The sequence below is a fragment of the Curtobacterium sp. MCBD17_035 genome, from assembly GCF_003234815.2.
In the GTDB taxonomy this organism is placed as follows: domain Bacteria; phylum Actinomycetota; class Actinomycetes; order Actinomycetales; family Microbacteriaceae; genus Curtobacterium.
In genome coordinates, this window is sequence record NZ_CP126279.1 from 2673270 (window position 1) to 2696522 (window position 23253).

Genomic DNA, 23253 nt, shown 5'->3' on the forward strand with positions numbered 1-23253 from the left:
GGTGACGGGCGCACACCGAGCCTCCCGGTCGTCCTACGACGGTCAGGCCGGCGCGTGGAACCGCTGTTGCGCGGCGAGGAGGCCGTCGGTCGCGATCGCCTCGACCGCGTCGGCGGCCTCGGCCAGGAGCGACGGCAGCACCTTGCGCTCGGTCGACGAGAAGTCGCGGAGCACGTAGTCGGCCGGGTCCTGCCGACCGGGCGGGCGGCCGATGCCGACGCGGACCCGCGCGAACTCGTTCGTACCGCAGGCCTTGATGATGTCGCGGAGCCCGTTGTGCCCGCCGTGCCCGCCACCGGATTTGAGCCGGAGCGTGTCGAACGGCAGGTCGAGCTCGTCGTGCACGACCACGAGATCGGCGGGCGTCAGACCGTAGAACGACAGGGCAGCCGACACCGGGCCGCCGGACGTGTTCATGAACGACGCGGGCTTGACCAGGATGAGCTTCGGCCCACCCGGGGCCGTGCGGCCCTCGGCGACCTGCGCGGGGGTCTTGTGCTTCCGGAAGGTCGCATCGATCCGCACCGCGAGGTCGTCGAGGACCATCTGTCCGACGTTGTGCCGGTTGCCGGCGTAGTCGGGCCCGGGGTTGCCGAGCCCGACCACGAGCAGCGTTCGTTCCGCCATGGGCGTCGGGAGGCTCGCGGACTACTCCGCGGCGTCCTCGCCGGCCTCGTCGCCCTCGTCACCGGCACCGCGGGGCGTGCTGATGCTGACGACCAGGGCCTCCGGGTCGGTGTCGAGCTCGGCGCCCTCGGGGAGCGTGATGTCCGAGGCGTGCAGCTGGGCACCGTCCTCGAGGCCCGTGACGTCGACGACGACGTGCTGCGGGATGTTCGTCGCGAGGACCACCAGCGACAGCGTGGACTCGTCCTGCACGTGGATGGTGCCCGGAGCCGACTCGCCCTCGACGACCACGGGGACCTCGACGGTGACCCGCTCGCCCTGACGGAGCACGACGAGGTCGATGTGCTCGATGATCTGCCGCACCGGGTCACGCTGGACGTCCTTGACGAGCACGAGCTGCGTGGCGCCCTCGATGTCGAGCTCGATGATCGCGTTCGCGCGGCGGACGACGAGCATCGTGTCGTGCCCGGGCAGCGTGACGTGCTGCGGGTCGGTGCCGTGACCGTAGACGACGGCGGGGATCTTGTCGGCGGCGCGGAGCTTGCGTGCCGCGCCCTTGCCGAATGCGGTGCGGTGCTCGGCGGCGAGCTGGTACTGGTCGGCCATGGTGGTGCCTCCTGGGTGGGGACGACCGCCATGCGGCCGTCGTCGGTCAGTGTGTTCGACTCGAACGCGTCACAGCGCCAGGAGGGCCCGTGATCCGGGGCCACCGCCGGTCACCCGCACGAAGCACGGGACCGGATCTCCTACCGCGTCGATCACGGCCGCGCCTGCGCACGACCCTCGCCGAAGTCCAGTCGGTCACTCTAGCGCATGTCGTGCGCCTCGTCCGCGCCGGGCGTCGGGAGCGCGGTCACGAACGCGTCGACCGCGGCCAACGTGGCGTCGGCGCGCTCGAGCTGCGGCAGGTGGCCCGCCGCCTCGACCACGACGAACCGCGCGTCGGGCAACGCATCCGCGAGCGCGGCCCCGTACGCGGGGGTGACGATGCGGTCGCTGTCACCCCACAGGACGAGCGCCGGGACCCGCACGTCGGCGAGCCGGGAGGCGAGGGTCGGGTCGGCCATGGCGGCGCCGCCCGCGTAGGTCCGGAGCGCGACCATGTTCGCCGCCTGGACGCGCCGGCGCTCGTCCGAGAGGGTCGCCGGGTCGAGGTACCCGCGCTCCGGGTCGTGCCAGGCGTACTCCGCCACCCCGCGCGCGTCGAGCGCGAAGAAGTCGCGCACCGGCTCGTCGGGCACCGTCACGCCCACCGCGTCGACGACGACGAGCGCGCCGACCGCGTCCGAGCCGCGCTCTGCCGCCTGGACGGCCATCTCGAGCGCGATCCAGCCGCCGAGCGAGTTGCCGACGAGCACGGCGTTCCGGGCGTCGCGCTGCTCGAGCAGGTCGAGGTACACGCCGGCGAGCGCCCGCACCGTGTCGAGGTCGTCCGGACGGTCGGTGCCGTTCCACCCCGGGTGCGTCGGTGCGATGACGTGGTGCGTGTCGGCGAGGTGCGCCACGAAGGGCGCCACCGTCGCGGGGCCGCCGCCGCCGTGCAGCACGAGGACGAGGGGGCCGTCGGTGCCGCGTTCGTCGAGGGTGATGTCCATGGTGTCGCTCCTGTCTCAACATGTTTATCTAATGCTGCTGATACGGTAGCACCATGACGACGGACCTGCGACGACTCGGCCGGATGGTGAAACAGGCGCAGTGGCGTGACCACCGTGCGGTCGACGCGGCCCTGCACGGTGTCGGGACGACCCTCGCCCAGTGGGACGCCCTCCGCGCGATCGCCACCCGCCCCGGGGCCTCGGCGCACGCGCTCGCACTCGTGACGTTCCAGAGCGACCAGGCGTTCGGGACCCTCACGACGCGCATGGCCGCGCGGGGCCTCGTCGAGCGCCATCCCGGGGTGGGCCGCCGGGTTCGGTACGAACTCACCGCCGAGGGTGAACGGCTCCTCGTAGCCGGACAGGAGGCCGCGGACCGGACGCTCGCGACGCTGTTCGCGCCCCTCGACGAGGCGGACCGGGCGGCATTGACGTCGATCCTCGGCCGGCTGCTCGGCGAGGACGACGACGGGGGCAGCGCCGACGGCGATGGTGGTGCCGACGGTGGTGCCCGCGTGGGCTCGGACACGCCGGAGGACGACCGGTAACAGACGCGGGCTCAGCCCACCTGGCGCCGGTGCGCGCGGGCCCGCCGGAGCGCCGTCCGCGCCTCGTCCGCGCGTTCCTCCGCGGCGTCGCGATCGTCCTCGAGCCGCTGCGTCTCCCGTTCGGCGTCGTCGAGGTCCCGGCGGACCGCGGCGAGTTCCTCCTCGAGGTCGTGCCGGCGCCCCTCGAGGTCACGACGGCGCTGGTCGGCGTCGTCGAGCGCGTCCTCGAGGCGCTCGAGGTCGTCGTCGGCGGCCCGGGCGGCGTCGCGCGCCGCCGCCTCGGCCGCCCGGGCCTCCTGGCGGACGTGGTCGTGGTCGTGGTCGTGGTCGTCGCTGTCGTCGCCCTGGGTCGGACGGGAGGACCGGGGCGCGTCCGCCGGATCGCCACCGGTCGCGCGGCGCGGACGGCCGGTGCCGCCGTGCGGACGGCGGGGCGGCGTGGGCTCGGGCTCCGGCTCCGCGTCGGGCTCCGGCTCGGGCTCCGGCTCCGGCTCGGCGTCCCTCCCGTCGATGTCGGGCACCGCCTCGGGCACCGCCACGGCGCCGTCGAGGTCGACCGGCTCGAACCCGACGGCCTCGAGCGCGCGGACGAGCATCCCGGACCGCACGGCAGCACCCGCACGGGGGTCCGCCATGGCCGCCTCGACCGTCGCCCCGACCTGCTCGAGCACGACGTCCGACGGCTCGTGCCCGGCGTCGCGCGCCAGATCGGCCCCGGCATCCGTGAGCGACGCCACGAGCGAGGCCCGCTCGCGCCGGAGCTGGCTGATCGCCCGCGGGTCGGCCTGCTCCTGCGCAGCGCGGAGCGCCGGTCCGAGGTCGACCGCGTCGTCGAGGGCGCCCTGCGCCGCGAGCAGGTCGACGACCCACGCGGCGGGCGAGGGCTTGCGGAGCGCCTTCACGCCGTCCGACAAGGCCCGGTCACGCTTCCGGAGGTCGCGTGCCCGCGCGGTCCGCTCGGCGACGAAGTCCTCGGGGCGTCGCCGGTACAGCTCGCGCGCGACGGCGGCGAGCTGCTCGGGGTCCATGCCGCCGAGTCTGCCCCACGCCGCGACCGCCGGCTCGCGCATCACCCGCCGGCTCGCGCCGCATCCACCGCTGCGGACGTCGCCGCCCTGCAAAGGTGCCCCCCGACCGGGTCGCGAGGCCGTGCGCGACCTGTCCGAGCGAATCGGATCCTGCGAACTCGTACAGGTAATTCGCCTGACCCCCGAACAGGTGACAGGGCGCTCCACGGACCCTCACATCCGCGCTCGGCAGTCAACAGGCGTGCCTGAGAATCAGCCGAATCCGGGGGTACGGAAAACCGTTACGTTTCTGGTCGCTCACGACCTTCAGGGAGGAACGAGCCCATGGACAACACGGACCCGACCATGAACGAGACCACGACGAGCGGAACGGACCGCTCGGCCCGACGCCGCGTGCGCTGGGCGCTCCCGGTGACGGTCGCCGCGGTGGCGTCGTCGGTGGCGCTGATGGCATGTGCGCTGCCCCAGGGCGGCACGACCGCCGACGCTGCGACCACCGCCTCCTCGAAGCCGAGTGCCACTGCCGCCCCCGCGGCGGCGTCGCCCGCGCCGACGACGGCCACCCCGGTAGTGCGGGCGGACGTTGCGTCGCCCGCCCCGCGCACCATCACCGCGACCACGGCCGCCGCGAGCGCGTCGGCGGTACCGGCGTCGGCAGTGACGGCCACGACCGCCGCAGCATCCGGGATCGTGCACGGCAAGGGCATCTCGCCCGGCGGCCTGTACGAGTCGGAGATCAACACGATGTCCGCCAGTGGAGCGCGCTCGGTGTTCCAGGACATGCGCTCCGCGGGCGTGCAGTGGGTCCGGCTCGACTACAACTACGCCGGCAACCCCACCGGGCACGGCGGCGCCTCCGACCAGACGATCACGCAGGCCCGGATGGCGGGTCTCAACGTCGAGGTCATCTTCGGTGACGGCACGGCATCCATGCCGGAATCCGCCGGGTACTCGGCGCAGAACGGCTGGATGACCTACTCCGTGCGGCGCCTCGCGGCCGGGGGCATCCACGACTTCGAGATCGGCAACGAGGTCAACCTCGGCTGGACGTGGGCGGGCGGCCACGCGAACCCCGCTGCCTACGCCGGTCTGCTGCGCACGGTGTACCCCATCATCCACCAGGCCGACCCGCAGGCCACCGTGCTCATGGCGGGCATGGCACCGTTCGGGCGGCAGGTCTCGGGGAGCGGCCCCCAGGGCAACGACTACAACCCCATCGACTTCATCCGCCAGATGTACTGGAACGGTGCGGCGGGCTGGTTCGACGCCGTCAACCTGCACCCGTACACCTACCCGGTGATGCCGATGACCGCAGACGGCGGCTACAACCTGCTGTCCGTCCTGCCGGACCTGCTCGCCGTCATGCGCCAGTACGGGGACGGTTCGAAGCCGATCTGGTGGACCGAGAGCGGCATGCCGACCGGCTCGGACGGCAACTACCCGGCGTTCTCCGTCGCACAGCAGCAGGAGACCATCAAGGAGCTGTACCAGATCGCCGCGCAGTACCCGCAGGTCGGGCCGGTGTTCCTCTACGGCTGGCAGGACGACGGCCAGGACGGCGACTTCGGGCTCTACACCTGGTCACACCAGCGCAAGGCGTCCTTCGACACCTTCGCCGGGATCGCCGCGCAGTAGCGACATCGCGCGACGTCCTCCGCGGGGTCACCAGTCGTGCACGGTGCCGTCCGCCAGGCGGTTGTACGGCAGGTACGCCTGCTCGTACGGGTACTTCCCCGCCTCGTCGACGTCGAGGTCCACCCCGATGCCCGGCTGGTCGCCCGGGTGGAGCAGACCGTCCTCGAACGTGAAGGACTGCTGGAACACGGCGTTCGTCCGAGCCCCGTGCTGCATGTACTCCTGGATCCCGAAGTTGTGGATCGCGAGGCCGAGGTGCATCTGGGCCGCCATCCCGACCGGTGAGATGTCGGTCGGCCCGTGGAACCCGGAGCGGATCTGGTACTGCGCGGCGTACTCGACGAGCTTCCGCAGGTGGCTGATCCCGCCGGTGTGGGTGACCGCGCTCCGGACGTAGTCGATGAGTTGCTCGCGGATGATCTGCTGGTAGTCCCAGAGCGAGTTGAACACCTCGCCGATCGCGAGCGGTGTCGTGGTGTGCTGGCGGACGAGCCGGAGGGCCTCGGGGTTCTCGGCGGGGGTGCAGTCCTCGAGCCAGAACAGGTCGTACGGCTCCAGGGACTTGCCGAGCTGCGCGGCCTGGATCGGGGTCATCCGGTGGTGGGCGTCGTGGAGCAGCGGCAGCTCGGGCCCGAACTCGTTCCGCACGGCCTCGAACACGGTGGGCACGTGGCGCAGGTACGACCGGGTGTCCCAGTCCTCCTGCGCCGGCAGGGCCCCGCGCTGCGCGGGCTCGTGGTCGTACCGGACGCCCTGGTCGCCGTCGAGCCGGGCGTTCGACGCGATGCCGTAGATGCTCTTGAGCCCGGGCACGCCGGTCTGCACGCGGATCGACCGGTAGCCCTGCTCCTGGTGTTCCCGGATCGAGTCGAACAGCTCCGGCAGGTCCTTGCCCGACGCGTGTCCGTACGCCATGAGCCCCTCACGCGAGGCGCCGCCGAGCAGCTGGTACAGGGGCATGCCGGCGGCCTTGGCCTTGATGTCCCAGAGCGCGATGTCGACCGCGGCGATGGCGGCCATCGTGACGGGACCGCGGCGCCAGTACGCCCCGCGGTACAGGAGCTGCCAGGTGTCCTCGATGCGCGAGGCGTCGCGGTCGATGAGCATCGGCACGACGTGGTCACGCAGGTACGACACGACGGCGAGCTCACGGCCGTTCAGTGTCGCGTCCCCGAGACCGGTGATGCCGTCCTCGGTCGTGAGCTTCAGGGTGGTGAAGTTCCGGTCCGGGCTCGTCACCACGACCTCGGCCTTCGTGATGCGCATCCCCCGCGCACCCCGGGTGGAGCTCGTGGAGGGGAGGTCGGTGGCGGTCATGCGGTCGCTCCTCGTGTCGGATCGACGGCCTCGTCGCCGTCGTCGGTGTCCATCATGGTCCTGATGCGGGTCGCCGCCGCGGTGATCGCGGCCACGACCGGGTCGGTGTCGAGGTCCGGGTCGAGCACCGCCAGCACGTCGTGCACGTCGGCGTCCGGGGCGGGGGCGCCGTCGTCCGACACGAGGTCGGCCTGCAGGGCGCAGTGCAGCCACCACGCCGCGACGACCGTCGCCGTGCCCGGTCCGACGCCGGCGTCCGGATCGCGCGCGAGTCGCCGTCGCAGGGGGTCGACGATCCGCACGGGGAGCTTGCGCGACCCGTCGCTCGCGATCTGTCGCAGCGTGTGACGGATCCGCGGGTTCGCCCACCGCTCGAGCATCGCCGCACGCGCGGCGGCGATCTCGTCGGCCGGGAGGCGCACCTCGGCTCCGGCCTCGTCCCACAGCTGGTCGACGCGGCCGCGGCAGCGCGGGTCGGCGATCGCCTCGGCCACCGTGGTGTGCCCGAGCAGGAGGCCGAGGTAGGCGAGCAGCGAGTGCGCGGCGTTGAGGAGCCACAGCTTCCGCTGCTCGTACGGCTCGACGTCGTCGACGATGCGGACCCCGGCACGCTCCCATGGCGGCCGGTCCCCCGCGAAGCGGTCGGCGAGGACCCACTCGGCGAACGGCTCGGTGACGACCGGCACGCGGTCGTCGGGCACCGCGCCGGGCAGCTCCTGGACGGCGGCGCGGTCCTCGTCGGTCGTGGCCGGGGTGATCCGGTCGACCATGGCGTCGGGGAACGTCACGTTCCGGTCGATCCAGGCGAGGAGGTCCGGGTCCGCCCCGACGGCCTCCCGCACGGCACCGGCGAGGACCCGGCCGTTCCCGGCGAGGTTGTCGAGGCTGATGAGCGTGAGGGGGCCGCCCTCCGCGGTCGCCCGCGCCCGGAGGCCGTCGACGAGCCGGTCCGCGACGCCGGACCCCGACCGGTAGCCGGCCTCGGTGACGGTGAGCGTGACGATCGCCGTCGTCGGGGACGCGAGGGCGGTCCTCCAGGCCGATGTGTCGGACCCGGGGTGCGCGGCGACGACGACGTCCATGGCGGTCGCGGTGTCGCCGTCGGCCGCGCGCTCGACGAGCGTGTACCGGCAGTCCTGCGCCGCGAGCGTGGTGGCGGCGTCGGGTGACCGCCCGGTGAAGCCGACGATGCCCCAGGCGCGTCCGTCGTCGTCGGTGCCGGCGCGTTGCGTGTACCAGGCGAGGTGGGCGCGGGCGAACGCACCGATCCCCAGGTGGACGATGCCCGGTCGGCGGTCGGGTGTGGTGCCGCCCGTCACGGGGTGTCCGTCGACACGAGCGAGCGGAGGAACGCGAGGTCGTCGGCCGTGCGGTCCACGAGGGGCAGCTCGGTCGAGAAGTCCTCGACCGTGACCCAGCCGTCGTACCCGACGGTCCGCAGGTCGGCGAGGTAGTCCGCGACGGACTCCTGCCCGGTTCGGAGCGTCGCCCACTCGTGCACCCACACCGTGCTGCCGTCCGCGCGTCGGTCGTCGGTCGGCACCCAGCGGACGTTCTTGACGTGCACGTGCGCCAGGTACGGGCCGAGCAGCTCGAAGGCGGCGAGGTGGTCCTCACGTCCCTCGATGACGAGGTTGCCGAGGTCGTGGATGACCCCGACGTGCGCGGGGTCGAGACCGTCGACGAGCCGGAGCGCCGCGGACGCCGACGCGGTGATCGTGCCGTGGTGGAGCTCGACGAGCGCCTGCACGCCGAGCTCCGCGGCCCGCGCGGCGATCCACTCGAGGTCGGCGCGCGTGCGGTCGAACAGCTGCGGGTACGGGGTGCCCGTCCGGGTGTGCGGCATCGTGACCCGGACGCGCTCGGCCCCGAGCTCCGCGGTGGCCCGGAGCATCCGCAGGACCGCGTCGTGGTCCGACGCCTGCTGGTACCCGCCGATGCCGGAGTACGCGAGCCCCGAGCCGGCGGTGACGCGCGCGATCTGCCCGAGCTGGTCCTCCAGGCCCGTGAACGGCCAGGTGGCACGGTTGCCGGCCCAGAACCCCGGTGCGCCCTGGGCGTCCGGTTGGTCCGTGACGCGCCACTCGACGCCGTCCCAGCCCTGCGCGGCGAGCATCGACACGGCCTGGTCGGGGCTCCACTCCGGCGTCGCCGCCGTGAACACCGAGAACCTCATGCGAGCACGCTCCCCGGGCCCGGGCCGACCATGGGTTCGACGTCGTCGTACCGGCCGCTCAGGACGTCGTCGACACGGACCGGCACGCCGAGCGTCGCCGACACGTACAGGGCCCGCACGGTCGCCAGGGACAGCAGGGCGGCCTCGACCGTCACCCCGGGCTCGCGCCCGTCGCGGATCGCGTCGACGAGGTCGTCGTACTGCCGAGCGTGGCCGTGGAGGAACGCATCCGGCTCCGACGGGCCGCCGACGACGTGCTCGGGCGGCACCACCTCGGCCCGCTGGTCCGTGGCACCCGCGACGGCCTGGGCGCCGCTCGTCGTCGACGCGGACACCAGGGCCGCGTCGTCGGGCGCCATGTGGAAGAAGGCGAGTCGGTCGTCGTCGACGATCGCCGAACCGCGCGTGCCGTGCACCTGGTACCGCGCGGACAGCCCCGGGTAGGCGGCCGTCGTGCAGTGGACGACGGCGAGGGCGCCACCGTCGAACAGGACCGTCGCGACCGCGGTGTCCTCGACCTCGATCCGCTCGTGGGCGAGTCGACCGGTACGCGCCGACACCTCGACCGGGCGCCCGAGCGTCCAGACGAGCAGGTCGACGGTGTGCACACCCTGGTTCATGACCGCGCCACCGCCGTCGAGCGCCCAGGTACCCCGCCAGTCGCCGGAGTCGTAGTAGCCCTGCGAGCGGTACCAGGCGACGCTCGCGACGCCGCTCGTGAGGGTGCCGAACCCGCCCGAGTGCGCGGCCCGGGCCACCGCGACCGAGGCCGGGTCGAACCGGTGCTGGCTCACGACGGACACGACGAGCCCCCGGTCGCGAGCGGGCGCGGCGAGCGCCGCGAGCTTCCGTGCCCGCGGGATCGTCGTGTCGAGCGGTTTCTCGATGAGGACGTGCTTGCCGGCCGCGATCGCCGCGGTCGCGAGGTCGACGTGCATCCCGGACGGCGAGCAGATCGCGACGATGTCGATCGCCACGGCGTCGACGGCCTCGCGGATGGTCGTCGCCGTCAGGGGTCGATGCACGCCGGTCGCGGTGATCTCGTCCGCCAGGGCCACGGCCGCCGCGGGGACGGCGTCGACGAGGGCGACGAGGTCGAGGTCCGGGTGCTGTGCGGCGACACGGGCGTGGTGCTGGCCGATGACGCCCGCGCCGACGACGGCGAGGCGGAGCGGTGGGGTCGCGTCGGTGGGGCTGGTGCTCATCGCAGGGTGACTCCGATCTGTCGCGTGAGGTCCCGGAACGCGCGGGCGGCACGACCGAACGCGGCCGGTCCGCTCGATCCGCCGAGCCGGGTGGCACTCGCCAGGTGGGGCTCGAGGGAGGCGTGGCCGTCGTACCCGGCGTCGCGGAGCGCCGCCAGGGTCTCGCGGAGCTCGCCGTCGCCCTCGCCCGCGGGGACGACCGTGCCGTCGGCGGCCAGGGCGTCCTTGACCTGGAGGTAGACGACGTACGGGGCGAGGAGGCCCCAGCCGTCGGTGAACGGGTGCACCCCGCACTGGACGTAGTTCGCGTTGTCCCAGGCCAGGCGGAGCGCGTCCGATCCGACGGACTCCACCACGTCGAGCACCCGCTCGGGGACGTCGCCGTAGATGTCCTTCTCGTTCTCGTGCAGCAGTCGGACGCCCTCGCGCTCGGCGACGTCGGCGAGGGCCCGCATCCGCGTGAGGACCGCGTCGCGGACGTCCTCGGGCGTCTGCTCGGGCGACCGGTAGAACGAGAAGACCCGGATGTCCCGGGTCCCGAGGGCGTGCGCGGCGGCGATCGCCCGCTCGAGCCGCGTGACCTCGTGCTCGACAGGCAGGCCGACGTCGACCTTGCCGATCGGGGAGGCGACGGCCGAGACGGACTGGCCCCGGTCCTCCAGGAGGCGGTGCAGGCCGGCGAGCTGGTCCTCGTCGAGGTCCACGACGTTGACGCCCCACGCGCTGCGGACCTCGATCGCGCTCGCGCCGAGGGCCTGGAGCACGGCGACCTGGACGACCGGGTCGTCGTCGATCTCGTCGCCGAACCCGGAGAGGGTCCAGGCGGGTGCCTCGGTCATGTCGTCCTCCACGCCTCATGCTGGACCGGTCGGGATGCGGCACCGCGGAGGGTCCGCACCGACCGGTGTCGATGCTGCCGCTGTGGCAACGCTGTGGCAACCCGTTGCCATCGCGTTGCCACGGGCCCTACGGTCGGTGGCACGACCGAGCGCGCGAGGAGGCCGCCACGTCCGAGATCCAGGAGCCCCGCCGCGTGACGATCCGGGACGTCGCGCGGGCGGCCGCGGTCGCGCCCTCCACGGTCTCGCGGGCACTGGCCCGGCCGGGTCGCGTCAACGCCGCGACGCGCACCCGCATCGAGGCCGCCGCGCGGGCCCTCGGGTACACGCCGCCGCGCAGCGACCGCGGCAGCCGGGATGTCGGGGCGGTCGCGGTCGTCGTGCCGGACGTGACGAACCCGTTCTTCTTCGACGTGATCCGCGGGGCACAGCACCGGCTCGCCGCGGCCGGCCGGACCCAGCTGCTCGTGGACACCGAGGAGTCCGCGGCGACCGAGGCAGCCACCCTCGGCGCGATCGCGTCGCGGGTGGACGGCGCGGTGCTCGCCGCCTCGCACCTGAGCGACGGCGAGATCGCACGGTTCGCGGGCCTCCTGCCGGTCGTCGTCCTGAACCGGCGCGTGCCGTCCGTGTCGAGCGTGCTCATCGACACGCCGGGCGGGGTCGGGCGGGCGCTCGAGCACCTCGTCTCGCTCGGACACCGGCACGTGCTGTACGTCGGCGGCCCCGAGACCTCGTGGTCGAACGAGCGACGGTGGCGGGCGCTCGTCGCCGCCGCCGCGCGGCTGCGCGTCCGGGTCGACACGGCTGGGCCGTTCGCGCCGGTCGTCGACTCCGGTGCGGCCGCCGCGGACGCCGCCGTCACCGCCGGGGTCACCGCGTGCATCGCGTTCAACGACCTCATCGCGATCGGGATGCTGCGCCGCCTGCGGGAGCGGTCGGTGCGCGTGCCCGTCGACATGAGCGTCGTCGGGTGCGACGACATCTTCGGCGCCGACTTCTGCGATCCGCCGCTCACCACCATGACGTCGCCCATCGAGCAGGCCGGACGCGTCGCCGTGACGATGCTGCTGCGGCGCATCGGCGGCGGTGTCCCGACCGACGCCGACGCCGCCCCCGTCGCGGAGCACCCGACGGACTCGGTCGCCCTGCCCACCCACCTGACCGTCCGCGGGTCGACCGGGCCCGCCCCCGGCACCGAACGGAGTCCCGCATGACGAGCACCGACGCCCCCGCCGACACCGGCCGACCGATGGTCCCGCACCCCGACCGGCTGTTCCCCGCCGACCCGACGACGCGGTCCGTCGCCCGCCGCCTGTACGACGAGGTCGCCGAGGCCCCGATCCTGTCACCGCACGGACACGTGCCCGCCGAGGTGCTCGCCGACGACGAACCGTTCCCCGACCCGGCCGCGCTGCTCGTCACCCCGGACCACTACGTGCTCCGCCTGCTCCACGCCAACGGGGTGCCGCTCGACGCGCTCGGGCGCGCGCCGGTCGACGGGACGGGTGTCGTGCCTCCCGGCCGTGCCGTCTGGCGGACGCTCGCCGAGCACTGGGACGACTTCCTGGCGACCCCGGTACGCGCGTGGTTCGAGACCGAGCTGCACGACGTGTTCGGGCTGACGGAGGAGCCGTCCGGCGCGAACGCCGACGCCCAGTACGACCGACTGGCCACGGCCCTCCGCGACCCCGGGATGCGCCCCCGCGCACTGTTCGACCGGTTCCGGATCGCGGTGCTCGCGACGACCGACGACCCGACGTCCGACCTCGCCGCGCACGCCCGACTGGCGGCCGACCCGGCCTTCTCCGGGCGGGTCATCCCGACGTTCCGCGCCGACGCCGTGTTCGACCCGTCGCGCCCGGACTGGAGGGACGTGGTCGCGCGGATCGGCGAGGCCGCCGGCATCGACACGGGGACGCACGCCGGGTTGCTCGAGGCGCTCCGGGCCCGCCGCCGGTACTTCGTCGAGCACGGTGCGACCGCGACCGACACGGGGGTCCTCGACGCCGGGTCCGCGCCGCTGTCCCCGGTGGACCGGGAGCGCATCCACGCCGCCGCACTCCGGGGGCCGACCGCGCTCACCCCGGACGACACCACCGCGTACCGCCACGACATGCTGTACCGCTGGGCCGAGATGTCGTGCGAGGACGGCCTGGTCATGCAGTTGCACGCGGGGGTGCACCGGAACCACCACCGGCCGTCGTTCGAGCGCTACGGGTCCGACGCCGGCCACGACCTGCCCGCGGTCGGCGGGTTCACGGCGCCGCTCCGCCCCCTGCTCGAGGCGTTCGGCACCGTGCCGGGGTTCCACCTCGTGCTGTTCACCGTCGACGAGACCGTGTTCTCGCGCGAGGTCGGGCCGCTCGCAGGCTTCTACCCGGCCGTGTACGCCGGTGCGCCGTGGTGGTTCCTCGACACCCCCGGGGCGATGCGGCGGTTCCGCGAGGCCGTGACGGACTCGGCGTCGTTCGCCAAGACCTCCGGGTTCATCGACGACACCCGGGCGTTCTGCTCGATCCCCGCGCGGCACGACACCGCCCGGCGCGTCGACGCGGCGTACCTGGCCGACCTCGTGGTGACGCACCGGATCTCCGAGGAGGCCGCGGTGCGGACGGCGCACCGGCTCGTGTCGGACATCCCGCGCGAGGTCTTCAAGCTCTGACCGGGCCATGCCGGCCGGCCGCCGCCCGCCGACCCCCTCTCGCCCGCCCCCGACCGTGAGATCGCGGTCGTTGCCGTTCTGAGGGGGGTCCGAACGGCAACGACTGCGATCTCACGGCCCCAGGTGGGGGGGGGGGCTGGTGCGGGGGCGGGGGCGGCTACTCGGCGATGACCCTCGGGTCCGTCTCGTCGATGTCGACCGGGACGGCCGGGGCCTGCTCCTGCCGGGACACCGCGCCGCGGCCGGTCAGGAACGTGCCGAGGAACCCGATCACGAGCGCGACGACCACGCCGAGGTTCGCGTACGCCCAGGCGCCCTGGGTCCCGCCGAGCCCGAACGGGCCGAGCAGGTACCCCTGCCAGGACAGCCAGCCCGCGGCGGTGTTCGTGACGAGCCCCCAGCCCACGGCCGTGGCCACGACGAGGATCGCGATGCTGTCCCAGCGGACGTCGCCGTACCGCCCGCGGCGCGTGAACAGCTCACGCTCGGCGTAGTCCCGCTTGCGGAGCACGAGGTCCGCGATGAAGATACCCGCCCAGGCCGCGATCGGCACGCCGAGGGTGATGAGGAAGCCCTGGAACACCGTGATGAAGCTCCCCGAGACGAACACGATGTAGATCGTGCCGAGCGTCATGATCACGCCGTCGACGCCGACCGCGACGGGCCGCGAGACCTTGAGCCCGGCGTTGAGCAGCGCGAGTCCGGACGAGTAGATGTCCATGATCGCGCCGGACACGATGCCGAGCACCGCGGTCACGACGAACGGCACGAGGAACCACGTCGGCAGGATCCCGGCGAGCGCCCCCACGGGGTCGGTCCCGATCGCGGACTCGAGGTGCTTCGAGGACCCCGACACGAGCAGGCCGAAGACGAGCAGGACGGCGGGGCCGAGCGACGAGCCGAACGTCGTCCAGAACACGACGCCGCCGCTCGAGGCGCTCCGGGGCAGGTAGCGGGAGTAGTCGGCGGCCGCGTTCACCCAGCCGAGCCCGAACCCGGTCATGACGAACAGGAGCGCGCCGATCACGGCCGGCCCGTTCCCGGACGGCATCGCCATGACCTTCCCGAGGTCGACGTGCCCCGCGGCGAACACGATGTAGAGCACGGTGAGGACGCCCGCGATGATCGTGATCCACCGCTGGAGGCGCATGATGAGCTCGAACCCGAGCGTGCCGCCGAGGACGATGAGGGCGATGACGACGACGAGGGCCGCCACCTTCGTCACGACACCGCCGCCCCAGCCGAGGCGGTCGAACACGGTCGCGGTCGCGAGCACGGCCACCGCGGCGAGCGAGGTCTCCCACCCGACCGTCAGGATCCAGGACACGACGGACGGGAGGCGGTTCCCCCGCACCCCGAACACGCTGCGGCTCAGGGTCATGGTCGGGGCTGACCCTCGTTTGCCGGCGAGCGCGCTGAGCCCGCAGAGCACGTACGACAGAACGACGCCGAGGACGACGACGACCGTCGCCTGCCAGAACGAGATCCCGAACCCGAGGACGTACGCGCCGTAGCTGACGCCGAGGACGCTCACGTTGCCCGCGAACCACGGCCAGAACAGGTCGCGCGGCTTGCCGCGCCGCTCGTGCTCGGCGATCTCGTTGATGCCGTTGCGCTCGACCGAGAGCGCGGATGCCGGGCTCGTGGTCGTGTCGTCGATGGTGCTCACGGTGCTCCTTCGGGGAGGGTGGTGCCGGAGGGGACGGGCGGAGAGGGGTGGGGCGGGGTGGCCGGCGGGACCGGACGGGTGGGGCGCGGTGCTGGGTGGAGAGGGAGGTGCGGAGGGTGTGGGGTCCGGCCCCGCACCTCCCGGCTGGTCAGGCGGTGGTCGGCTGGTGCCGGAACCGTGCCGCCCGGTGGCTGGCGGGGAGGTGCGGGCCGCGTCCCGAGAGCCGTTCGCGGAACGTGCCCGTGCGGGGCGTCTCGGGCAGCATGCCACGACGACGGAGTTCGGGCACGACGTCGGCGATGAACGACCGGTACGAACCCGGCGTGACGTAGGGCGTGTAGTTGAAGCCGTCGAGGTCGGTGTCGGTCACCAGGGCCTCGATCCGGTCGACGACCTCGGTCGGCGTGCCGGTCAGGACGAACTCACGCATGCCGTTCCGGATGAAGTCCGCGGTGGCCTCGCGCACGGACGTGCCCTTGTACCGCTCGACCTGGGTCCGGCCGCCCTCGGTGGTGACGTCCGAGAACGAGCCCTCGGGGTCGAGCGCGGCGAGGTCGATGCCGGTCATGCTCGCGTAGTAGACGCGTGCGGCGTCCGGGTCGACGTAGGAGAGGTACTCCTCGAGCTGGTCCTCCGCCTGCGCCGTGGACGGCGCGGTGATGACCGACAGACCGGAGACGGTGCGGATGTCGGTCCCGGCCCTCCCGGCCTGCTCGGCGCGGGTGCGGATGTCGGTGACCTGCGCGGCCAACGAGGGCGCGTCCTTGCCCTGCAGGAACACGAGCTCCGCGTTGCCCGCGGCGAAGGCCCGACCCGATGACGACGCGCCGGCCTGGAACAGCACGGGCGTGCGCTGCGGCCCGGGCTCGGTGTTGGCGTAGCCCTCGACGTCGAAGTACCGGCCGTGGTGCACCACCTTGTGCACCTTGCTCGCGTCCGCGTACCGACGTGCGCCCTTGTCGGCGAGGACGGCGTCGTCCTCCCACGAGCCCTCGAGGAGCGCGTAGCTCAGCTCGAGGTACTCCTGCGCGATCGCGTACCGCTCGTCGTGCGGCACGTAGCGGTCCTTGCCGAACAGCTCCGTGACGACCGCGCTCGACGTCGTGACGACGTTCCAGGCGATGCGGCCGCGGGTCAGGTGGTCGAGCGTGGCGAAGCGGCGTGCGTTCGCGAACGGCGGCTCGAAGCTCGTCGACGACGTTACGCCGAAGCACAGGCGTGGGGCGGCCGCGGCCATTGCGGGGACGAGGAGCATCGGGTCGTTCTTCGGGATCTCGACGCCCTGCTCGAAGGCCACGTCGGGCACGACGCCGTCGATCACCGGGTACCCGTACGAGTCGGCGAGGAACATGAAGTCGAACCCGCCGTCGTCGAGCATGCGGGCCAGGTCGGTCCAGTGCTCGAGCTCCTTGTAGCGCCACGTCGTGTTGTCGGGGTGCGCCCAGAGCCCCTGGCTCGTGAGGTTCACGCCGTTGATCTCGAACGCGCCGAGGAACAGTTCCTTCGTCATGCTCGCCCTCCTGTGAGCCATGCGGTGAGCTCACGGTCGAATCGGTCGCGGGTGTCCGCGGACATCCCGGTGGCCCGCGTGCCGGTGCGCGCGAGGTCGGCCAGGGCCTGGTCGTCGAACCCCCACGTCGTGCGGGCGATCGCGTACTGATCGGACACGGTGGCCCCGAACCAGAGCGGGTCGTCCGCGTTCAGGGTCACCGGGACCCCGCGCTCGACGAGGACCGGGGCGGGGTGCGACGCGAGGTCGGCGACGACGCCGAGCCGCACGTTCGACACCGGGCAGACGTCGCAGACGATCCCCTCGGCCGCCAGCCGATCGGTGACGCGGGCGTCCTCGACCGCTCGGAACCCGTGCGAGATCCGGGAGGCACCGAGCACGTCGAGCACGGCCGTCACGCGGTCCGGCCCGCCGGTCTGGCCCGCGTGGCTCACGACCGGGAGGCCCGCCGCCCGTGCGGCGCGCGCCGCACCGACGAACGGGGCCAGGTCGCCGTCCTCGTCGAAGCAGGCGGTGCCGAGCGCGGTGACGCCGCTGCCGGCGAACCGGGCGGCGAGCGCACCGAGCTCGTCGGCGAGGTCCGTGTCGGCGTCGGTGTTGAGCGTCAGGTCGGCACCGACCTCGACGGGCGTGCCCGCGGCGTCGGCGTCGGCGGCCGCCTCGGCGAAGGCCGCGAGGACGGTGCGGAGGACCTGCTCGTTCCCGCCGAGACGCTCGGCGTACAGCTGCGGCTCGACGGCGGGCTCGAGGTACCGGACGCCCTCGGCGGCCTCGGCGTGCACGAGTGCCCGGCAGAGTGCGGCGAGGTCCTCGTGCGTCGCGACGAGGGCCGGGACGGTGCCGTACGCATCGAAGAACGCCCAGACGTCGGCGAACCGCTCCGGCCGGTGGAACGGGAGGCCGCGTCGCGTCGCGAGGGCGCGGACCGCGTCGACCGGGTAGCTGCCGTCGAGGTGCGCGTGGAGGTGGGTCTTCGGCAGGGCGCGGAGCCGGTCGTCGGCGGTGGGGTGGACCGGCATCTGCACGTCCGGCAGCGTAGGGCGAGGGCACCACGGCTGTCGCATAGGATGCGCCACTGGGGCCATAAGCAGCGCTGATGTGCCCGCCGACACGGGGATCGGCGCGGTGCGGCGCCGCACTCGGGCCCGGATCCGTTACACGCCGGAAACGCGCGGAGCGCGCGAGCGAGGAGGACCACGCCGTGCCCGTCGACCTCGACCTCCGGCTCCTCCGTGCGTTCGTCGTGCTCGTCGCCGAGCAGGGGTTCACCGCCGCTGCCGCCGTGACCGGGGTGTCGCAGCCGGCCCTGAGTCAGGCCATCCGACGACTCGAGGACGTCCTCGGGGTCGAACTCGTCGACCGCCGGGGCCGGACGCCCGGGAGCGGTGTGCGGCTCACCCCGGCGGGGCACGCGTTCCACGCCGACGCCGTCGCCGTGCTGGCCGCCGCGGAGCGTGCGGTGGCCCGGGCTCGTCGGGTCGCCGCCCGGCCGCGCGTCGTCGTCGGGTTCGGCACGAGCGCGCCACGGGCCCTGACCGGTCTCGCCGTGCGCGAGGGCGAGGCCGCCGACGTCGAGGTCGTGCTCGAGCACGTCCCGTGGGGCAGCGAGCACCAGCGGCTCGCGGCGGGTGAGGTCGACGTGCTCGTGGCGCAGCTCTCCCCCGGGTTCGCGGAGGCCGACTGGGTCGCCACGGTCCTCGGCACGCGCGACCTCGTCGCCGTGTTCCGCGCCGACCACCCGCTCGCCGGACGCACGGCACTGGCGCTCGCGGACCTCGACGACGAGCCGATCGTCGACGCCGCCTCGGACCGGGACTTCTGGATCGCGGCGGCACGGCCGGACGGGCGGGCTCCCGTCGTCGTCGGACCCCCGGCGCGGACGGTCGAGGAGATGCTCGCGCAGGTGGCGGCCGGGCGGGGCATGGCGTTCACGAGCACGACGGTGGCCGAGAACGCCGGGGGTACGGGACTCGCGTTCGTGCCGATGGTGGGCCTCCCGGCGGTCAGCGTCGCCATGGTCCGCCGACGCGACGACGACCGCGCGCACGTCCTGGACCTGGTCGAGCGCGTCCGCCGGTCCTGGGCCGACCCGGCCGCCTGACCGGCGCTGTGGCTCCGGTGCCGGCCGCCTCGGGCCTCGCCAGCCCCCCCTCGGGCCTGGCCGGTGCCGGGGCCCTCGGGCCTCGCTGGCTCCAGCCGGCTCCGGCTGGCCGGTCAGCGGGTGACGAGGGCGCTGTCGATGCTCTGGATCACGGACTCGAGGGTCTGGTCGATCCGGACGACGAGCCCGGCCTCGTCGGCCTGCAACGGCTCGAGCGTCGCGAGCTGCGAGCCGAGCAGCGAGTCGGGCATGTACTCGTGGTGCCGGCGGCGCTGCCGTTCGGCGATGACGTCCTCGTCGCCGGTGAGGAACACGAAGAACAGGTCGGGGTTCGTCGAACGCAGGCGGTCCCGGTAGACCCGCTTCAGCGCGGAGTTCGCCATGACGCAGCGCTGCCCCTGGGCCTCGATCGCGGCGATGCGGGCCGCGCAGATGTCGAGCCACGGCCAGCGGTCCTCGTCGGTCAGGGGATGCCCGGACCGCATCTTCTCCTTGTTCGCCTGGGGGTGCAGGTCGTCGGCGTCGACGAACTGGGTGCCGTCCCAGTGGCGCGCGAGGGCGGAGCCGATGGTCGTCTTGCCCGAACCGGACACCCCCATGACGACGACGGGGCGATGACCGGTCACAGCGCGCCCTTGGCGTCGTCGCCGAGCGGCACCGGGCGGAGGACCCGGACCTCGAGCGGACTCGCGAGCAACGGCTGCACGCGCTGCGTGAAGGCGGTGAACTCGGGCGCGGCGCCGTGCTGCTCGAGGGCCTGCTGGTCGCTCCACTGCTCGATGAGCACGAGGACGCCTTCGCCGGCCTCGTGCAGCGCGTAGCGGAGGTTGCCCTCGTCCTGCTGCGCGACCGGCACGTACTCCTGCACGGCGGCGGTCAGGTCCGCGACGGACTCGGGCTTCGGACGGAAGGTCGCGACGACGACGATCGGATCGGTCATGGGCCCACAGTACGAACCGCTGCGTGCGCCGCTCCCAGGGCGTCCGGAGGCTCGCGCTCGCGGCGGCGAGAGGTAATGGGCTCGGCCGTGGCGGGGCGCGGCGCGAGCGCGAGCGCGAGCGCGAGTGTGCAGGACATGCCGCTCACGTCACGAGCTGAGCGGCGCGTTGTGCGATCTCGCGAGCAGTGAGCGGCGCGTTGTGCGATCTCGCGAGCAGCGGTCGGCCGGGCGTGCCTACAGGATGACGCGCTCGGCGGCGAGGTCGGCGCTGAGCCGGTCGAGCGCCGGCCCACGGCCGAGCAGCCGCAGCGACCCGAGCGCGCGGCGCACCGCGAACGTCGCGACCGCGGGCGTGCCGTCCGGACGGTGGAAGTGGATGGCGATGACCGCGCGGTGGGGGGACGAGGAGCCGTCGGGGAGGTCCTCGACACCGACGTGCACGACCCGCGTCCACCGGACCACGAGCACCCGCAGGGCCTGCCGCCCGTCGAGTTGCCACAGGGACGCCTCGGTCGCGCCGAACCCCCAGACGACGTGGCGCCCGAGGGCGACCTCGGGATGCGCGCGCCCGACGAGGTCGCGGAGTTCGCTCGTCGGCACCGCCGGCACGAGCCGCACGGTCGGGTCGATGCTGCGGATCGCCCGTCCGAGCGACACGTCGGTCGTCCGGACGCGCTTCGACCATGACATGCCGACGCCGAGCGCCACGATGAGCACCCCCACGAGCGTCGCGAGGAACTGCACGACCCCGAGCACACGGAGGTCCGCGGCGGGATCCGTGCTCACCACCGTCACCCGCACGACGAGCAGCGCCACCCACAGCACGACGACGCCCCACCGCACGATCGCCCAGCGGTCGACGCCGCGCGCGATGCGGCGGTCCGGGCCGAGGTGGGTGGTCACCGTCCGATCCTCGCACGCAGCGGTCCCCGGCGAAGCGCCGAGTTCGGGGGGTCCGGCGACCCGGGGAACCGCCAGAGGACCCGCCTACGATCGCCCCGTGAGCACCGAGGACCCGGACCAGCGCGACGCCGCTCGACACCACCGCCCGGCGCCCGGTGCCGACCGCCGCGCGCCCGGTGCGGATCGCCCGGCAACCGGTGCCGACCGCCCCGCGCCCGGTGCCGACCGCCGCGCGCCCGGTACTGCCATCGCGGCGCCCCTTGCCGCGGAACCCGTCGACCGCCCGCTGCACCTGCCCGACCGCACACGGACGATCGCCGCCGCGGCCGTGGGGCTCGTGGCCGGGATCGTGTTCCTCGCCGTCGCCGAGATCGTCGCGCTCCTGCTCAACGGTGCTGGCAGTCCGCTCGTCGCGGTCGGCTCGGCCGCGATCGACCTCGCGCCGCGGTGGGTGAAGGACCTCATGGTGACGCTGTTCGGCACGGGCGACAAGGCGGCGTTGTTCGTCCTCATGGCAGTGCTCCTCGCCCTGATCACCGCGGCGGCGGGCGTCCTCGAGCGCCGTCGTCCGCCGTTCGGCACCGTCGTGTTCGCCATCGGCGGGGTGATCGCCCTCGTCGCGGTGATGACCCGTTCCGGCAGCGGGAGCCTCGACGGTGCACCCTCGGTCGTCGGGGTCCTCGCGGCGGTCGTCACGCTCCGCCTGGGCATGCAGCGGTTCCGGCGGTGGGACGCCGCCGCCGAGCAGCACGCGACCCCGACCGCAGCGAGCACGATGACGGGCTCCCCCGCGGTGCAACGCCGGGCGTTCCTCGGGTGGACGCTGACCCTCGGCGTCACCGCGCTCGTCGTCGGGGCCGGCGCGCGCGTCGTCGACGCGGCGAGCTCCGCCGCAGCGGCCGTCAAGCGCGCCGTCCACCTGCCGACACCGGCCGTGCACGAGCGCGTGGTCCCGGCCGGCGCGAGTCTCGGCGTGCACGGGATCACGCCGTACGTCACCCCGAGCGCCGAGTTCTACCGGATCGACACCGCGCTGCGCGTGCCGTCGGTCGATCCCGACACCTGGAAGCTCCGGATCACCGGCATGGTCGACCACGACGTCGAGATCTCGTTCGCCGACCTGCTCGCCCGGCCGCTCGAAGAGCACATGGCCACCATGAGCTGCGTCTCGAACGAGGTCGGCGGCGACCTCATCGGCAACGCGCTCTGGCTCGGGTACCCGATCCGGCACCTGCTCGCCGAGGCCGGCCCGCACGCATCGGCGGACATGGTGCTCTCGCGGAGCGTCGACGGGTTCACCGCGGGCACACCCCTCGACGTCCTGCAGGACGCCGGCACGGACGCGATCCTGGCGGTCGGCATGAACGGCGAGCCGCTGCCCGCCGAGCACGGGTTCCCGGTCCGCATGGTCGTCCCCGGCCTGTACGGCTACGTGTCCGCCACGAAGTGGGTGACCGAGCTCACCGTCACGCGGTTCGCCGACGCCGAGGGCTACTGGACACCCCGCGGGTGGAGCGCCCAGGGGCCGGTCAAGCTCGAGTCGCGGATCGACACGCCACGGTCTGGAGGCACGGTGCGCGCGGGCGAGCGGGTCGCCGTCGCCGGGGTGGCGTGGCAGCCGCACACCGGCGTGCGGGGCGTGCAGGTCCGCGTCGACGACGGAGCATGGCGCGACGCCGAGCTCGCGGACTCGGTGTCCGCGGACACCTGGCGGCAGTGGGTGCTCCGCGACTGGACGCCGACGCACGGGCCGCACACCCTGACGGTCCGGGCGATCAGCGCGGACGGCACGGTGCAGACGAGCGTCGAGCGGGCGCCGGCACCGAACGGGGCGAGCGGCTGGCACTCGGTGGGCGTCACCGCGAGCTGAGGTCGCCGCCGCCCGTCATCGCGAGGAACCGCGCCATGGTCTCGCGGACGACCGCGACCAACGCGCGATCACCGTCCTCGTCGAGCCAGCGGTCGAGCGACACCCACCACACGGCGCCGCTGACCTCGGCGGCGAGCGTGGCGGACAGGTCGTCCTCGCCGCGCTCGACGAACCCGGCACGGACGGCCCGGGCGAGCGCCGCATGCTTCGTCAGCTCGCGTTCGCGCAGGCGCTCGTCGCTCCGGACCACCGCACGGTGGGTGAGCAGGTACTCGCGCAGGGGTTGGAACCGGGTCTCGGCCAGGGTCTCCAGCCCCGCTGCGATGAGGGCGATCGGCGCGAGGTCCGGCGGCGCCTGGGCGAGCAGCTCGGCCACCACCGCGGGGAACTGGTCCTCGAACCCGAACAGGACCTCGCGCTTGTCGGCGAAGTGCCGGAAGAACGTCCGGGTGGTGAGGCCGGCGCGCGCGGTGATCTGCGGGACGGTGGTCGCGGCGAACCCCTGCTCACGGAACAGCTCGAGCGCGGCCTGCTCGAGGCGCGCTCGTGCATCCGGATCCCATCGAGCCACCCGTCGATCCTACTCACGACACGTCGTGTCATCACGTGTATCGTGACGACACGA

At 73.6% G+C, this 23253-nt stretch carries 23 protein-coding genes; 6 read left to right on the forward strand and 17 right to left on the reverse strand.

The features are described 5' to 3' along the window. Positions 1-42: 42 nt before the first annotated feature. The 3 genes from pth to DEI93_RS12565 form a co-directional block, all read right to left on the reverse strand. Entirely contained in the window at positions 43-627 is a 585-nt protein-coding gene (gene pth / locus DEI93_RS12555) for an aminoacyl-tRNA hydrolase (protein WP_111120221.1), read from the reverse strand. Between the two features lie 21 nt (positions 628-648). Next, complete coding sequence (locus DEI93_RS12560) at positions 649-1233, reverse strand: 50S ribosomal protein L25/general stress protein Ctc (RefSeq protein ID WP_111011437.1); 585 nt, start codon at positions 1231-1233, stop codon at positions 649-651. A gap of 200 nt (positions 1234-1433) precedes the next feature. After that, positions 1434-2222: an alpha/beta fold hydrolase gene (locus DEI93_RS12565; RefSeq protein WP_111120222.1), complete on the reverse strand. Its 789-nt coding sequence runs from the start codon at positions 2220-2222 to the stop codon at positions 1434-1436. A 53-nt stretch (positions 2223-2275) separates the two neighbouring features. Between DEI93_RS12565 and DEI93_RS12570 the strand changes: the two genes are divergently transcribed. Continuing rightward, positions 2276-2770, forward strand: coding sequence for a MarR family winged helix-turn-helix transcriptional regulator (locus tag DEI93_RS12570; protein WP_111014246.1), 495 nt, complete (start codon positions 2276-2278; stop codon positions 2768-2770). Between the two features lie 11 nt (positions 2771-2781). Here DEI93_RS12570 and DEI93_RS12575 read toward each other — a convergent pair whose 3' ends face one another. Continuing rightward, positions 2782-3798, reverse strand: a complete 1017-nt coding sequence (locus tag DEI93_RS12575; RefSeq protein WP_146244451.1) for a hypothetical protein — start codon at positions 3796-3798, stop codon at positions 2782-2784. 281 nt (positions 3799-4079) lie between these two features. Further along, a complete protein-coding gene (locus tag DEI93_RS12580; RefSeq protein ID WP_111120224.1) occupies positions 4080-4466 on the reverse strand; it encodes a hypothetical protein in 387 nt (128 codons plus the stop codon). Between DEI93_RS12580 and DEI93_RS12585 the strand changes: the two genes are divergently transcribed. Further along, complete coding sequence (locus tag DEI93_RS12585) at positions 4456-5433, forward strand: hypothetical protein (RefSeq protein ID WP_111120225.1); 978 nt, start codon at positions 4456-4458, stop codon at positions 5431-5433. The two genes, DEI93_RS12580 and DEI93_RS12585, sit on opposite strands and share 11 nt — an antisense overlap. 27 nt (positions 5434-5460) lie before the next feature. Here the strand turns inward: DEI93_RS12585 and manD are convergent, their stop codons facing one another. Genes manD through DEI93_RS12610 form a run of 5 tightly spaced genes read right to left on the reverse strand, consistent with a single transcriptional unit; the run spans position 5461 to position 10970 of the window. Beyond that, complete coding sequence (gene manD, locus DEI93_RS12590) at positions 5461-6699, reverse strand: D-mannonate dehydratase ManD (protein WP_111011447.1); 1239 nt, start codon at positions 6697-6699, stop codon at positions 5461-5463. A gap of 47 nt (positions 6700-6746) precedes the next feature. Next, the gene (locus tag DEI93_RS12595; RefSeq protein WP_111120226.1) at positions 6747-8069 is read right to left on the reverse strand and encodes a mannitol dehydrogenase family protein; all 1323 of its coding nucleotides are present in this window, start codon (positions 8067-8069) and stop codon (positions 6747-6749) included. Beyond that, positions 8066-8926, reverse strand: coding sequence for a sugar phosphate isomerase/epimerase family protein (locus DEI93_RS12600; protein ID WP_111120227.1), 861 nt, complete (start codon positions 8924-8926; stop codon positions 8066-8068). The genes DEI93_RS12595 and DEI93_RS12600 overlap by 4 nt, the downstream gene beginning before the upstream one ends. Further along, positions 8923-10131 carry a Gfo/Idh/MocA family protein gene (locus DEI93_RS12605; RefSeq protein ID WP_111120228.1) on the reverse strand — a complete coding sequence of 403 codons (1209 nt, stop codon included), beginning with the start codon at positions 10129-10131 and terminating at the stop codon, positions 8923-8925. Before DEI93_RS12605 ends, DEI93_RS12600 begins: the two co-directional genes overlap by 4 nt. After that, positions 10128-10970 (reverse strand): sugar phosphate isomerase/epimerase family protein, encoded by an 843-nt coding sequence (locus DEI93_RS12610; RefSeq protein WP_111120233.1) that lies wholly within the window; start codon positions 10968-10970, stop codon positions 10128-10130. The genes DEI93_RS12605 and DEI93_RS12610 overlap by 4 nt, the downstream gene beginning before the upstream one ends. Before the next feature lie 194 nt (positions 10971-11164). Between DEI93_RS12610 and DEI93_RS12615 the strand changes: the two genes are divergently transcribed. After that, the gene (locus DEI93_RS12615) at positions 11165-12187 is read left to right on the forward strand and encodes a LacI family DNA-binding transcriptional regulator (RefSeq protein WP_349815062.1); all 1023 of its coding nucleotides are present in this window, start codon (positions 11165-11167) and stop codon (positions 12185-12187) included. Further along, complete coding sequence (gene uxaC / locus DEI93_RS12620) at positions 12184-13635, forward strand: glucuronate isomerase (protein ID WP_258372292.1); 1452 nt, start codon at positions 12184-12186, stop codon at positions 13633-13635. Before DEI93_RS12615 ends, uxaC begins: the two co-directional genes overlap by 4 nt. 157 nt (positions 13636-13792) lie before the next feature. Here uxaC and DEI93_RS12625 read toward each other — a convergent pair whose 3' ends face one another. The 3 genes from DEI93_RS12625 to DEI93_RS12635 form a co-directional block, all read right to left on the reverse strand. Beyond that, the gene (locus DEI93_RS12625; RefSeq protein ID WP_258372371.1) at positions 13793-15304 is read right to left on the reverse strand and encodes a purine-cytosine permease family protein; all 1512 of its coding nucleotides are present in this window, start codon (positions 15302-15304) and stop codon (positions 13793-13795) included. 148 nt (positions 15305-15452) lie between these two features. After that, entirely contained in the window at positions 15453-16814 is a 1362-nt protein-coding gene (locus tag DEI93_RS12630) for an NtaA/DmoA family FMN-dependent monooxygenase (RefSeq protein ID WP_181436089.1), read from the reverse strand. Then, positions 16811-17833, reverse strand: coding sequence for an adenosine deaminase family protein (locus tag DEI93_RS12635; RefSeq protein ID WP_258372302.1), 1023 nt, complete (start codon positions 17831-17833; stop codon positions 16811-16813). Before DEI93_RS12635 ends, DEI93_RS12630 begins: the two co-directional genes overlap by 4 nt. A 182-nt stretch (positions 17834-18015) precedes the next feature. On the opposite strand from DEI93_RS12635, the gene DEI93_RS12640 reads away from it, so the two are divergent. Then, on the forward strand, positions 18016-18915 hold the full coding sequence (locus DEI93_RS12640) for a LysR family transcriptional regulator (RefSeq protein ID WP_181436091.1): 900 nt from the start codon (positions 18016-18018) through the stop codon (positions 18913-18915). 113 nt (positions 18916-19028) lie between these two features. Here the strand turns inward: DEI93_RS12640 and DEI93_RS12645 are convergent, their stop codons facing one another. From DEI93_RS12645 to DEI93_RS12655, 3 genes are all read right to left on the reverse strand, one after another. Next, a complete protein-coding gene (locus tag DEI93_RS12645; RefSeq protein ID WP_258372295.1) occupies positions 19029-19541 on the reverse strand; it encodes a gluconokinase in 513 nt (170 codons plus the stop codon). Then, on the reverse strand, positions 19538-19855 hold the full coding sequence (locus tag DEI93_RS12650; RefSeq protein ID WP_111010992.1) for a putative quinol monooxygenase: 318 nt from the start codon (positions 19853-19855) through the stop codon (positions 19538-19540). Before DEI93_RS12650 ends, DEI93_RS12645 begins: the two co-directional genes overlap by 4 nt. A 234-nt stretch (positions 19856-20089) precedes the next feature. Beyond that, positions 20090-20758 (reverse strand): hypothetical protein, encoded by a 669-nt coding sequence (locus DEI93_RS12655; RefSeq protein WP_111048129.1) that lies wholly within the window; start codon positions 20756-20758, stop codon positions 20090-20092. Positions 20759-21050: 292 nt separating this feature from the next. On the opposite strand from DEI93_RS12655, the gene DEI93_RS12660 reads away from it, so the two are divergent. Further along, a complete protein-coding gene (locus DEI93_RS12660; RefSeq protein WP_146244453.1) occupies positions 21051-22628 on the forward strand; it encodes a molybdopterin-dependent oxidoreductase in 1578 nt (525 codons plus the stop codon). Here DEI93_RS12660 and DEI93_RS12665 read toward each other — a convergent pair. Further along, positions 22615-23199, reverse strand: a complete 585-nt coding sequence (locus DEI93_RS12665) for a TetR/AcrR family transcriptional regulator (RefSeq protein ID WP_111010990.1) — start codon at positions 23197-23199, stop codon at positions 22615-22617. The genes DEI93_RS12660 and DEI93_RS12665 overlap by 14 nt on opposite strands. Between the last annotated feature and the right edge of the window lie 54 nt (positions 23200-23253).

Coding starts and splice junctions, on each gene's coding strand:
- pth (WP_111120221.1), bottom strand. CDS start 627: ATGGCGGAACGAACGCTGCTCGTGGTCGGGCTCGGCAACCCCGGGCCC.
- DEI93_RS12560 (WP_111011437.1), bottom strand. CDS start 1,233: ATGGCCGACCAGTACCAGCTCGCCGCCGAGCACCGCACCGCATTCGGC.
- DEI93_RS12565 (WP_111120222.1), bottom strand. CDS start 2,222: ATGGACATCACCCTCGACGAACGCGGCACCGACGGCCCCCTCGTCCTC.
- DEI93_RS12570 (WP_111014246.1), top strand. CDS start 2,276: ATGACGACGGACCTGCGACGACTCGGCCGGATGGTGAAACAGGCGCAG.
- DEI93_RS12575 (WP_146244451.1), bottom strand. CDS start 3,798: ATGGACCCCGAGCAGCTCGCCGCCGTCGCGCGCGAGCTGTACCGGCGA.
- manD (WP_111011447.1), bottom strand. CDS start 6,699: ATGCGCATCACGAAGGCCGAGGTCGTGGTGACGAGCCCGGACCGGAAC.
- DEI93_RS12600 (WP_111120227.1), bottom strand. CDS start 8,926: ATGAGGTTCTCGGTGTTCACGGCGGCGACGCCGGAGTGGAGCCCCGAC.
- DEI93_RS12605 (WP_111120228.1), bottom strand. CDS start 10,131: ATGAGCACCAGCCCCACCGACGCGACCCCACCGCTCCGCCTCGCCGTC.
- DEI93_RS12610 (WP_111120233.1), bottom strand. CDS start 10,970: ATGACCGAGGCACCCGCCTGGACCCTCTCCGGGTTCGGCGACGAGATC.
- uxaC (WP_258372292.1), top strand. CDS start 12,184: ATGACGAGCACCGACGCCCCCGCCGACACCGGCCGACCGATGGTCCCG.
- DEI93_RS12630 (WP_181436089.1), bottom strand. CDS start 16,814: ATGACGAAGGAACTGTTCCTCGGCGCGTTCGAGATCAACGGCGTGAAC.
- DEI93_RS12635 (WP_258372302.1), bottom strand. CDS start 17,833: ATGCCGGTCCACCCCACCGCCGACGACCGGCTCCGCGCCCTGCCGAAG.
- DEI93_RS12650 (WP_111010992.1), bottom strand. CDS start 19,855: ATGACCGATCCGATCGTCGTCGTCGCGACCTTCCGTCCGAAGCCCGAG.